Origin of the sequence: Capnocytophaga sputigena, assembly GCF_900446695.1 — a bacterium.
In the GTDB taxonomy this organism is placed as follows: domain Bacteria; phylum Bacteroidota; class Bacteroidia; order Flavobacteriales; family Flavobacteriaceae; genus Capnocytophaga; species Capnocytophaga sputigena.
The window spans coordinates 184,583-196,806 of the sequence record NZ_UAVP01000008.1 but is presented as its reverse complement, the minus strand read 5'-3'; the positions used below and the strand labels follow the sequence as shown (position 1 = coordinate 196,806).

Genomic DNA, 12,224 nt, shown 5'->3' with positions numbered 1-12,224 from the left:
GTTTATAGTTTTTATTCTGGATAATTCAGATTTTTATCAGTGAGGTGATATAAGGTTTCCTCTAAGTATTTTTTAGCTTCATATTTAGCAAAAGGGAGGTTGTTGTTGTAGAAATTGCCACATTCTAAAGCTGATGCACCAGGGATATCTCCTTCAAAATTAGCGATATACTCAAAGAGTTCGGTGATGAGGGGGGCGATATCTTTGGAGGTATAGTCACCAGCGAGAATGAGGTAATTACCGGTCATACAGCCCATAGGTCCCCAGTAAATAATTTTGTCTTTCCACTCAGGGTTGTTGCGCAACCAAGTAGCGGCGAGGTGTTCGATGGTGTGTATTTCGGGACTGCCGAGTACGGGCTCGCGGTAGGGGAGCTTCATACGGATATCAAAAGAGGTAAGCACTTCCTTGCCTACATAGTCTTTACGCGATACATAAATGCCACGCTCCAGTTTGAGGTGGTCGATACAAAAACTTGCTATTCTTTCCATTTTATTTAGTTAAGAGGTAAGAGATAAGAGGTAAGAAATGATACCTTTTACTTCTTGATTTTTTGTTAATTGATATTTAGTTTATTGAGGGCTTCTGAATTCTCGGAGAAACTCAGAGAGTTTCAGATAAAACGCTAATGCCTGACACCTGAAGCCTGACCCCCTAATAAACTACACCGCAAAGGTATTGATTCCGTTACTAAAAAGCAAATGTTTTACATATATTGTTTCAAGAACCTATAATTCCACCAGTAGAGATATTACTCTTAAACACCATTTTCTTATGTGTTTTAGTCGTTTTAATAATACAAAAAGGACGACTAAGTGCCAAGGCTTCTCCTGTTACTTTGCTTTCGGTGATGATTTCTATGTAGTCATCGTATTCTATAGCCGAGATTACCTCTATTTGCGATGGTGTCGAACCTTTAATGTCTCCCCAAATGAGTACCAACTGTTCAGTGTTGAAATTAATTTTAGGAAGTTTGGCTATTTTGTGTTCTATACCCCATTTTTTAGCAATCTCTTGTAATTCGGTTTCGCTATGAATAATTTCTTGCTGCTGAGTAACAGAAGCAGTAGACCCCGTATAACTATTGAGTAGAGAAGTAAAAGCAAAAGTTTTATTATCATCAGAACTTTTGCTACAACTCATAACGAGGAATATACAAAAGAAAAAATAAAGGGGTTTCATTTTAATATAGTTTTACAATTCGTTCTATGTGAAATGTTTCCGGACAGTTTTTAAACTTGGGGGTGAAATATCCCCAAATACTTACAGGTTTTCCTTCGTAACTACTCAGGTCGAGTGTTTGATCATAGGCAATTGATAGAGTACCGCTGTTATCTTCTAAAACAAGGGTGTGGCTCACAGCAGAACAATCATAACTACCTTGTGGTGCTATATTAAGGATACCTCGTTTGTAGTAACGCGAAGGATCTACGTGGGGGATGTATGTAGCTGCTTTTACAAAGAGTGAAGTAAGCGTGTCGTTAGGTGAAATGGCAAGTGTATCGCTTATAAAACGGTAATTACCGCTAATAGAAAAACCCTCCTCATCGGGACACATTGGGTCGTAAATCTCTGTAAGTCCGTAGCCTTGAGAGAAGAGTTGATGTTGTTGGGTATCTATCTGATATTTGCCTCCCCCTTTATTACTACATATTTGAATATCAAAAAAGTCGTCGTTTTTAAAATAGACAGTATAACACGACTTGCAATCGGCTACATACGAAGAGGGTGAGTGGAATTTTAAAGCTTTATCGCGATAGCCTATGTATTTCCAATTGTCATAAAGGCGATTGTCTTGCTGGTTGTCGGACTTTCCACAACTGACGAAAATCCACAATAATACAAAAAATAAGAAGAAGCGTTTCATTGGTAATGCTGTTTTTAGGTTTAACACCACAAAGGTACAAATAATTTTCATACCTTTAATCTATTTTGCTTAATAAATAAACAAATTAGTAAGACAGTCTTTTTTGAGTTCTACGGAAGCAGGTAACGTTACTTGAGTTACATCAAAAGGGGTAGTGATGAGGTGCATACCTGTTTTGGAAGGGATGTGAGCTATAATTTTATTTTCTTCTGCGGGAGTCGCTATCTTGATTTGTGCTTCTATTTGAGCTATATCAACCTGATGAGTGTCGCTGTCTATATCTATAATCCAGTACTTTTTGAGTTTTTTACTGCCTATACCCGAAGCACTTACACAAGAGGCAAACAGTTTTTCTACGCGTGCATAGTGTTCTTGTTGTAGCAAATCGGGGAGGCGTTTGAGCATATCAAAAGCTACATTTCTATAACTCTTGGGATTGAGATTGATCATTGCTCTACATTGAAAAACCTCACAGAGTTTTACAATCTCATCTCTTTTAGCTAATAACGACTTGCGGTCTTTTATCTGATACATTTTCACGATATGAGTACTTTTGTGTAGTTCCTCAATATCTTTTTTGCGCTGCAACAAAAAGACGAAGAAAAACAATTGCTCTCTCTCTGCTTTATTGCTTATAGCAGCAAGGCGCTTGTCGATAAGTTCACTGATGAGGTCGAAATTATTTCTCATATCCTACTGATTGTTTTCTTCTCTATATACCTTGTCATCTCCGGAAAGGATTTGCAGATAGCTTTTGTAGCGCGACCAAGCGATTTCGTCGCGTTCTAAGGCTTCTTTTATAGCGCATTGGGGTTCATCGGTGTGGAGACAGTTGTTGAATTTGCAATGGTGTTTGAGAGCGAAGAACTCTGGGAAATAGTCGGTGAGTGAGTTGTTGTCTATTTCAACCATTCCAAAGCCTTTGATACCTGGGGTGTCAATAATGCGCGCTCCAAAGGGCAGGTCGAACATTTCGGCAAAAGTGGTAGTGTGTTGTCCTTGCTGATGAAGCTGAGAGATTTCGGCAGTTTTAAGGTGTAAATGAGGGTCGATAGCGTTGATAAGGGTAGATTTTCCTGCACCAGAATGCCCTGATACTACACAAGTTTTGCCTTCCATAGCCGCTTTTACCTTGTCAATATTCTTGCCCGTAGCAGCCGAGATGCCAATACATTCATAGCCTGCTTTGCGATATACTGAGGCGAGGTATTTCACTTCGGTGAGTTCATCTTCATTATAAGTATCTACTTTGTTGAAAAGCAGTACAGTTTTGATACTATAGGCTTCGGCAGTAACCAAAAAACGGTCGATAAAGGTAGTGGAAGTAGGTGGATTGTTGAGTGTTACCACCAAAAAAGCGAGGTCGATATTCGATGCGATAATGTGAGTTTGCTTAGAGAGATTCACCGATTTTCGGATGATATAGTTGTCGCGCGGGTGTATTTCGGTAATGACCCCTCTGTCTTCTTCTTCCAATTCAAACACCACCCGATCGCCCACCGCTATGGGGTTCGTGTTCTTGATGCCCTTTAGGCGGAATTTTCCTTTGATGCGGCAGTCGTGAAAATGACCCGTTGCCAAGTCCTTCACCATATACCAACTGCCTGTAGATTTGTATACCAATCCTTCCATTTACTTGTATAACAACGCCGTAGTTTCAGGCTTTTTCAAATCGATTAAGAAGATGTGTTTAGGCTCTTTAGGGTCGATAGTACCATTTTTATTGCTGTCTAAACGCGCATAGACGTAGAGCGCATCATTCACCCCATCGTAATCGGAGCCTATGACCCCGTATTCTTTAGGAATGAGGGCTTTCACCCGAGTGCCGTCCAACTGATAGAGGTAAAACCGACGTAAATCAACGCGGGTGTAGTAGCCATCTTTATCGGTATCCTCGTCGTAGCAAGAAATCATATAGAAGTTGCGGTTCACGTTTTTGTTTTGCAAAGTATCACGAGTAGCCGAAGGATAGTAGACATTTTCTATGAGTACGGGTTTTTCAAAGAACAGTTTCTGCTCTTGTTTTTCTACATCAAAAAGGGAGACGTTCACCATTTCGTCGCCATAAATAGTTTCAAAACCTGCCACGATATTGCCATTCCAGTTGTTGCCATTGTTGTGGCGTGCATAATAGGAGTCGCTGTAGCTATACTTGCTGAGTTTTTGAGATTCACCCACAGAGCGATCGCCGTATCTGTAGTTCACTTTGAAAACAGGAGTAAGGCGGTACTGAGGGTGTTGGGTAGGGAGTACGCTGCGTACTTCGGTTTCAAATTGCAATGAATCAACGGCTAAACCCTCAATAGGATTCCCGTTTTTATCGATAGCGGGACGGGTTTCCTGAACGCCTTTATAGACATCGGCAGCAGTTTTGCGCTCGCAAGCGGTAATAGCGAGGACAGCAAGAGATAATAAAAGGATTTTTTTCATAATGTTTTATATATTAGTATGTTGTATTTTCTCTTTTCACTTCCTCCGTTTCTTTATCGGGGAATACATTGGCGTACACCACTTGGCTGACGCTCTTTACGGGCTTGTAGAGTACTGATTCGCTAAGGGCTGAAGTTGAAAGCCATTTTTCGGTTTGAAAAGTACGCTCTAAAAATACAAATATAGAGCCTACAATCACAATAGATTTTAGCAACCCAAACAAAGCTCCCCCCAATCGATTGAGAAAACCGAGTTCGGCAGCTTTGATCATTTTGGTAAGTATTTTTGCCAAAAGCATTACGCCCAATACCAATACGATGAGGGTTATCCCAAAGGCAACGACCTCTAAAGTTTGTTTTTCGGCAGGGAGTATTTTGTCTAAGAGAGAGGCAGTAAAGAACGAAAAGTGTATCGCTCCATAAATGCCTACTACAATAGCCAAAAGAGATGCCATCTCAATAATAAGTCCGCGCATAAAACCGCGTACTAAGCCAAAACCTAAAATAATTAGCAGTATAATATCTATCTTATTCATTATTTGTTATCTATTACTTGTTACCTGTTACCTTTCTGAAGTATCCACATTCGCGAATCACGTCCTTATAATATTGGGTATGAGGATATTTGCGGAGTTCTTTAAAGCCTTGCCAATCTTTAAAAGCGATTTCGTTCTCCCAAGGACTCACACCGTATATTTTACCTTCGGAATAGTACTGTTTGTTGTAAAACTCGTTGCGTTCTACTTTGGCGAGCATATAGGCTATTTTAGCGCGTTGCTCATCGGTAGAAGCGTGTTGCTGAGCGATTTGGTAGTATTTTTTGGCGTGGGTCATATTGAGTAACATAGTCATATTCTGAGCATTTACAAAAAAGCCTCCTGCTTCCCCTAAAATATCGTTGTAGTAGAACGCGCGGCTGTTGCCAAAATAGGAAGCGCTGTAGAACGCATTGCCCAATAGGAGTGCGTTGTTGTACATATCTTCACCTTTTGCAAGTTTATCCTCCATTTCTTTCACTTTTTGCAAGAAAGAGATTTTGGTGTAAGGGGAGCGTTTTTTGGCGTGTTCACAGTCGTGACAGTCTTTGATAAAGCCGTTAAACGGATTGGCAGGTAGTGAACTTTCACTCAGTTTTAGCTGTTTGGACACCATTTTTTCAGCTTGTTCATCATATACTTGTCGGCTTTCAAAAGGTATTTTTTTCATTTCGGCAATTGCCTTATCGAGGTCATTTTTGTAGAAAGCATAGATAGCACGACTTTCGTAGATTTCGCCTAAAGTAAATGCGTATTCTTTTGCCCAAAAGGCTTCCCAAGGGGTTTTGTTTGTTTTTAACAAGAATTTTTCAATAGCTGCTGAATGGTTGTTGTTTTCATAAAAACCATCTTTTGGACAAGTGATTTCACTCATTACCAAGTTCTTTTGCACATTGTAAAGCGCTGAAAGGTAGTTGCGTACCAAATCAAAAGCATAGCGAGAGCGCAAAGCCGATTTGTATTCACTTTCTTTAAGGAGCGCAGATTGCCACATCCATTCTACTTTTTTAGTGAGGCGCTCCTCGTCGGTAGCAGTTATTTGTTGTAGCGCAGTAACATCATTCATCACATCGATGATGCGCACTTGTACTTTTTGTTTTTCGTTTTTGGCAACGGCATCAGCTTTTTTGAGAAAATCTTTAGCTTCTGTAGCCTCATTGCGGAACATCGAAACGTACCCCGCTGCTACATTCCACAAATAAGGATTGCCTACTTTTCCTTCACGAGCAGTTTGTAGCAGCCAATCGGTTTTGAAATCTTGGGTTGCCACCTTGTGAGTGTATTGATGATAAGCAGTAGCATTTGTAAGAGGCTGGTTTTGGTAGAGATCACCAAATTTATTTACCACACCCTCTATGCGGTTGATATAGCGGGTGAGGAGAAAATCGATGTGGGGTGATTTAGGGTCGATGTGCAGTATTTTCTGGATAGCTACCTCTTCTTTGCTGTAATAGCCTTGCATTGCCCAGAGAGCACATTGTTCGGCTTTGGAAAGAGAAGCGGCTATTTTTTCGGTTTCACTATCGGTGAGGGCGCGGTACTCAAAAGTAACGGTTTTTCGCAGTTTAGGTACTTCGCTGAAGAGTGTTGCCAAGAGCGCATTAGCTTTGGCGTAGTTCTTCTGTGATTTATAAGCCCCAGCTACATAGTGCAATGCGCGGTAATAGACACTATTTTTTGGCTGACCGGCTTGGGTCTGTTCAAAATAAGCAATTACAGCGCTGCGGTTGGCAGAGTAGAATTTGAGGCGCATCACCTGTAGCCACATACGGTTTGCGAAAAAAGTATCTTTATTAGCAACTGCTTTTTGATATAGTTTTTCAGCTTTTTCTATTTGGCTGTTTTGAGTATATTGTACGTTGCGTTTTTCGTAATCCCAAGCGCTTTGGGTGTTGTTAGTGATAGATTCGTTGTTACGAGCGATGTCTAAAAGAACAAAGAAGTTGGTAAGGCGTGCGCTTTGGGTTTTTGGGGTATGATGAGAAAGTCGTACACTACTCTTGTCGGTTGCATCGTTGTATTTGCGAATATCGGCAAGAGCATCGTTGTTGTACATAAAATATTGAATACCTTCCGCCCAAAAATCTTTACCGAGGTATTGCTTCCAATCATTGAGGTCGGACGAAGATAAATTTCCTTGGGAATCAGTGTCGTAATCGCCGTAGAAAAGGTTTTCCCCTTCTAAGTAGAGAGGGGTATAAGAAGTTTTATTTACAGTAACTTTGGGGGAGAATACTGAGTTGTAGAGGTAGTACCAACCTCCATCGGCACAAGCGTAGAGGTAAGTGCCAATGCCTACTATTGTAGCGGCGCTAAGGCTAATGATGAGTTTTAGGTGTTTTTTCATTTATTTTCTTTTATACACTTCTCTTCTGTGATTGATATTGATTACTTCTACTGTTACAATATCATCAAAAATATTGTAAATAATTCTATAATCACCTACTCTTATTCTATAAGAATCTTCACCTGTTAATTTGGTATAACCAAAGGGGCGTGGCTCATCAGCAAGAGCATAAACAGCCTTTTTAATGGCAGAATAATGAGGTTCAGATAATGAATTAAGAAATTTATCGACTTTCTTAATAATGATTACTGTGTATTCTTTTTTAACTGATTCCATTTTCTTTTCTGTATTTTTCTACTCTTTCAAAGAAAACATCAATAGGTTCTGTTTCTTCTCCTTTAGCTTCACGAACGGAACGTATGTCTTCTAATTCTTCGTACATTTCGACTAAAGCTAATAATTCGCGATATTCGTCAGCAGGGATTAGAGCTAAAGAATTTCCGTTAGAATCGGTTAAAAACTGTGGGGTTTGTAAATTGATGGTATACATATTTTAACGATTTAATATAGGTTTTAAAAGTTTTTATAAAAATCCAAAATCTTTTTTATCTTTGATAGAGATAGTTTTAGCGTTTGTGATAGTGATTTGCAATTCTCTTAAAAAACTATCAGTAACATTTCCTACTACCATACTTGGGTTTTCTTTTATAGCATTGCATATTTCAGCGATAAGCCGTTTGTGCAGTTTAGAACAATCTACAAAACTATCGTATTTTAAAAAAGAATGGTCTTGTTGTTTGATGAGTAAGTGGAGATTTTTCACTTTTTCACTCCAAGCGACATTTAAATTCACTTCAGTATTAATAACAACTCCTGCAATATACAATTCATTAGTAGCTACAATAATCAGGTATTTCTTATATGAAATATTGAAGTCGGGTATTTCAATGAGTAGTGTTTTACCAAGTTCTATATTTCGTTTGGCGAAATTATCTTTTATTTCTTGAGGGAAGAAACTGCCTAAATCCATAACTAAAAACACATTTGTTCATTCAAAGCATTTATCTTGATGTAATTCAGTATATCAGGATTGTTAGTAACTGCTTTTGCCATTGCTAAATAATCAATACGCCACTGTGCATTTTGCCAAGCACTATCGTGAGATTTTTCAGTAAGTTTTTTAAAAGAGATATCTTTATTTTCAGCAATAGCTTCGTTTAGGCACTCTATTTCAGATTCTGATAAGTCTTCTTCATCATATTGATAAGAAGTAGTTAGGAAATGTTTGTTTGTTTTATTGATAAGACCTTCTTTTTCATTGCCTTCTGATACATTTCTAAGAAAAGATGGCACAGGTCCATACTGCATTTTCACATAAGTATCACCTGTGATGGGACGACCATAGTTTACCAAGTGCTTTTGGTCAGCAAAATATAAGATTTTAAAGACCTTATGAGCATCTGATTTCTCTGCCCCTAATTGGTTAAGGACAAACAACATACTATTGATAGCCTTACTTTTATCTATATCAAACATAACAATTCTTTATTTTATATCGCAAAAGTAATACTTTTTCTTCATACAGCCAAATACGACTTACAAGTATAGTGCTTATTTCTAATCATTTAATCATTATACAAATACACAACATCTGCAAACCAACCGCATTCCTTAATGGCTTCTTTATAATACTGAGTGTTAGGGTATTTGGCGAGTATATGGAAACCTTCCCATTGATCTATCCATTTTCGTTTCTTCTCAGGGATGTCGTAATAATTCAACTGAGCGAAGTACTCGTTGCGTTCGGCTTTTCCGAGCAAGAAGGCAGCTTCAGCGCGCTGTTCATCAGTGGTTGCCATTGTAAGAGCAATCCGAAAATACTTTTTAGCAGCGGTCATATCCAAAAGAGGCACGTAGTTCTCTTTGTTTTCAAGTCTTAAAGCACTCCATTCGCCTATGATTTCGTTGTGGTAAAACTGACGAGAAACGCCGTAAAACGAGGTGTTACAAAAAGCGTTACCTAATTGTATGGCGCTGTGATATACATCTTTACCTTGCGCTATATGGTCTTTTAGTTGCTTGGCTTTGCGCAAGAAGGAAATCTTAGTGTATTCCACGCGAGGTGGGGTGATATAATCGTAGTAATACATATCATACACTCCTCCTTTAAACGGACTGACTGCTAAGGCTTTCTCACTCAAGCGGCGTTTTTCATTCACTAATTTGTCTTTTCCCGAATCATACTCTGCACCGCGGGTTTCCCAAGGTATTTTCTCAAACAATGCCAGCGCCTCGTCTATGCGGTCTTGGCGGAATAGATAAATTCCACGACACTCGTATATATCTCCTTTGGTATAAGGATAATAGTTGATCCAAAGTGCCTGCCAGTCGGTTTTGTGAGGGTTGTGAGTTAGTTCGTCAAAAGCCTTATAGTTAGCTTCACTGATGAAAAAACCGCGTTTGGGGTGAGTGAGTTCAGCCATTAGGGCATTGCCTTGTGCCTGATAGAGCACTCGGAGGTATTTACGCATAAAGGTAAAGGCATAATCATAGCGCAAATCGTTAGTAAATTTGCGGTAATTGAGGTATTCGGCTTTGTACTTGTCATACACTAAAGAACCGTCGTAACAAAAATCGTCGTCGCGGTAGAAATAGAGGTTGTTCCACACGCGCTGCATAGGTAGAGTCAGCTGTTTTTCGGCAGCAGCATCAATGTGTTCCAAACTCGATACTTCGTTCATCGCTTGTAAGAGGTACAACTGACTTTTTTGCTCGTTACCCTCAACGTATTTTTCGGCTTCTTGCAAAAGCTGACGTGCCAAAGAAAATTCACCTCTAAACATTGCTACATATCCCCCTGCTACTTTCCACAAATAGGGATTGGAAAGTCGGTCGCCTTCACGGGCTAAAAGCAATAGCCAATCGGTAGGGAAAACTTGGGTGCTCACTTTGCGAGCGTGCTGATGATAGGCTTTGATAGATTTCAAATCATCGCCATATCGGTCGAATATATTGAGTTTGTACTCCATTTTGTTTATAAAGCGGGTGAGCAGAAACTCAACGTGAGGTGATTGGCGGTCGATAGTGAGGATTTTTAGCAAACAATTAGCCTCGTTGTTCGTGTAGAAACCTTGCATTGCCCATAAGGCACATTGTACACGAGGAGAGAGTTTTTGGGCGATTTGTGCAACTTCTCTATCGGGTAACGGACGATAATCATACCCTACGGTCGTTCTTAATTCGGGAGTGGTATCAAATATTTCGGCTAAGAGTACATTAGCTTGAGGGTAGTGTTTTTCGGCTATATAAGCTCCTGCTACATAGTGCATAGCGCGGTAGTAGAGCGAGTTTTTAGGTTGGGAAGCTGCTGTTTCTTCAAAGAAAGGAATTACGGAACTTCTGTTTTCTGAATAAAACTTCAAACGCACGGCTTGAAACCATATACGATTAGCAAAAAAAGCATCGGAGGTTAGACTGCGGTAGAGCGCTTCTACACGCTGAGGTTCAGTATTTTGCAATCGTTGGTAGTTTCTGTTCTCGTAATCCCAAGGGTCATAATAGCTACCGCCTGTAACCACCTCATTGCCACGAGTAATTTCTAAAAAAGTAAGGAAGTTCTGCACCCGTTTATCGGTGAATTTTTTAGAATGTTTTAGTTGTAAAACTTCTTCAATTGCTTCTCTGTCATACATCAAATGGCGAATTTGCTCACGAGGCATCGCCTTGCCTACATAAGCACACCAGTCGGCTAAATCATCTTCAGTATAACGGTCGGAATCTATTCCTACATAGCCGTTGAAGCTGCGTTCCACGCTGTAAAACAGACTGTTGTATACTCCCTTAGGTACAGTAACCTCAGGTGAAAATGCCGAGTTAGTAACATACCAATCAGGCGGAAACCATCCGCAAGCGTACAAATATGCTCCTATTCCTGCTATCGAAGTAAGGAGGCAAAAAGCTAATTTGATAATTCGTTTTTGTATCATTTTTGTGGGTTGTTTTTTACCTAAACCAAATCACTTCTTTGGGTTGGCTTTTCATATTTTTCAGCAAATCGTCCTGCATTTCTTGGCGCTCAGCATCGGTTACTTCCTCTATTTTGATGCGGTCGCCAGCTTGCCAAAGGCGTCCTTTGTAGTAGGTTTGTGTTTTCACTTCATAAACGTTAGGGATGTCGGTAGCGACTACGCCTTTAAGAGTTTTGATTTCAGCAGAAGTGAGTCCGCTAACCAAATTCACCACCTCACCGCGTACTGAATGTACCCCCCAAGAGAACATCGGTAGAGCGATATTCAGCTGTAAAGGGTAACTTTTTAGTGAACCGATATAGCGTTTGGCAGTTGCGCGATTGTAGATAGAGTTAGCCCCCGTGGCGGTGATTTTATCCATATTGTAGTACATCAGCACCCCGTAATCTACGGGGGGTACGCCCGTGTCATCTTTGTATTTTACTTGATGCAAACGTATGGTTGCCGAGAGTTGTAAATTAGGATTTTTTTCTTTGAAAAGCTTGAGGAAGTTGAAGTAATACTCCTTAGTGTTGAGCGTCCAATCGCAATCAAACTGCACCTCATTTACAGTGAGATGATAATAGTTGTTGATTTGCTCAATATATTTAGCCACATTTTCGCTGAGCGTTTCTGTTCCCCAAAAACGTTGCGGAGCATATTGTGCGGTTGCTATATCATCAAACACCTCATTTTTGATGTAGATTACAGGTACAATTGTCAATCCGCGTGTGCTAAGGGTATCGATTTCTATAGGTGCAATGGGCACGGCTTGTTCATCTCTAAGCCCTACATCACAATAGCGCACATAGAGTTTTTTCACGGCGTGTTCTTTTAAGAACGCCTTGTCATCTTCGGTAAACGAAAGGTTCGTTTTCCAAAAGTACATAGCCTCAGGAATTGCTTGCTTTTTGTTGCAAGCTATAAGGCAGAGAACGAATGCAAATAGAAATATTTTTTTCATCAGGGTACAAAGGTAGAAAAATAATTGATATTCAGCAATAAGTGATTGGTATTTTTTTCTTTCCCTCTAAAGATAAAAATTTGGTAATTGATAAAATATTCTTACTTTTGTCGCTGTTTTTGTAAATAACAGAA

Annotated in this window: 14 protein-coding genes; all 14 read right to left on the bottom strand. The window is 39.7% G+C overall.

Annotated features, from left to right (window positions below):
* Window positions 1–11 precede the first annotated feature (11 nt).
* Window positions 12–491 (bottom strand): S-ribosylhomocysteine lyase, encoded by a 480-nt coding sequence (locus DR017_RS07430; protein ID WP_002677943.1) that lies wholly within the window; start codon window positions 489–491, stop codon window positions 12–14.
* A gap of 229 nt (window positions 492–720) precedes the next feature.
* Window positions 721–1,182: a hypothetical protein gene (locus DR017_RS07425; RefSeq protein ID WP_002677736.1), complete on the bottom strand. Its 462-nt coding sequence runs from the start codon at window positions 1,180–1,182 to the stop codon at window positions 721–723.
* Between the two features lies 1 nt (window position 1,183).
* The gene (locus DR017_RS07420; protein WP_002677999.1) at window positions 1,184–1,918 is read right to left on the bottom strand and encodes a hypothetical protein; all 735 of its coding nucleotides are present in this window, start codon (window positions 1,916–1,918) and stop codon (window positions 1,184–1,186) included.
* An 18-nt stretch (window positions 1,919–1,936) separates the two neighbouring features.
* Window positions 1,937–2,557 (bottom strand): hypothetical protein, encoded by a 621-nt coding sequence (locus tag DR017_RS07415; protein ID WP_002677765.1) that lies wholly within the window; start codon window positions 2,555–2,557, stop codon window positions 1,937–1,939.
* A 3-nt stretch (window positions 2,558–2,560) separates the two neighbouring features.
* Window positions 2,561–3,499, bottom strand: a complete 939-nt coding sequence (gene rsgA / locus DR017_RS07410; RefSeq protein WP_002677998.1) for a ribosome small subunit-dependent GTPase A — start codon at window positions 3,497–3,499, stop codon at window positions 2,561–2,563.
* On the bottom strand, window positions 3,500–4,297 hold the full coding sequence (locus DR017_RS07405; protein ID WP_002677733.1) for a hypothetical protein: 798 nt from the start codon (window positions 4,295–4,297) through the stop codon (window positions 3,500–3,502). It abuts the gene before it with no gap.
* Between the two features lie 13 nt (window positions 4,298–4,310).
* Window positions 4,311–4,832 carry a CvpA family protein gene (locus DR017_RS07400; RefSeq protein ID WP_002677713.1) on the bottom strand — a complete coding sequence of 174 codons (522 nt, stop codon included), beginning with the start codon at window positions 4,830–4,832 and terminating at the stop codon, window positions 4,311–4,313.
* Window positions 4,833–4,845: 13 nt separating this feature from the next.
* Window positions 4,846–7,179: a tetratricopeptide repeat protein gene (locus DR017_RS07395; RefSeq protein WP_002677884.1), complete on the bottom strand. Its 2,334-nt coding sequence runs from the start codon at window positions 7,177–7,179 to the stop codon at window positions 4,846–4,848.
* Window positions 7,180–7,455, bottom strand: coding sequence for a type II toxin-antitoxin system RelE family toxin (locus DR017_RS07390; RefSeq protein WP_002677841.1), 276 nt, complete (start codon window positions 7,453–7,455; stop codon window positions 7,180–7,182). It abuts the gene before it with no gap.
* A complete protein-coding gene (locus DR017_RS07385; protein ID WP_002677837.1) occupies window positions 7,442–7,669 on the bottom strand; it encodes a hypothetical protein in 228 nt (75 codons plus the stop codon). Before DR017_RS07385 ends, DR017_RS07390 begins: the two co-directional genes overlap by 14 nt.
* Window positions 7,670–7,702: 33 nt before the next feature.
* Window positions 7,703–8,149 carry a hypothetical protein gene (locus DR017_RS07380; RefSeq protein ID WP_002677693.1) on the bottom strand — a complete coding sequence of 149 codons (447 nt, stop codon included), beginning with the start codon at window positions 8,147–8,149 and terminating at the stop codon, window positions 7,703–7,705.
* A 2-nt stretch (window positions 8,150–8,151) separates the two neighbouring features.
* Window positions 8,152–8,655, bottom strand: coding sequence for a Panacea domain-containing protein (locus DR017_RS07375; RefSeq protein ID WP_002677808.1), 504 nt, complete (start codon window positions 8,653–8,655; stop codon window positions 8,152–8,154).
* 89 nt (window positions 8,656–8,744) lie between these two features.
* A complete protein-coding gene (locus DR017_RS07370; RefSeq protein WP_002677641.1) occupies window positions 8,745–11,105 on the bottom strand; it encodes a hypothetical protein in 2,361 nt (786 codons plus the stop codon).
* 16 nt (window positions 11,106–11,121) lie between these two features.
* Window positions 11,122–12,090, bottom strand: a complete 969-nt coding sequence (locus tag DR017_RS07365) for a hypothetical protein (protein WP_002677797.1) — start codon at window positions 12,088–12,090, stop codon at window positions 11,122–11,124.
* Between the last annotated feature and the right edge of the window lie 134 nt (window positions 12,091–12,224).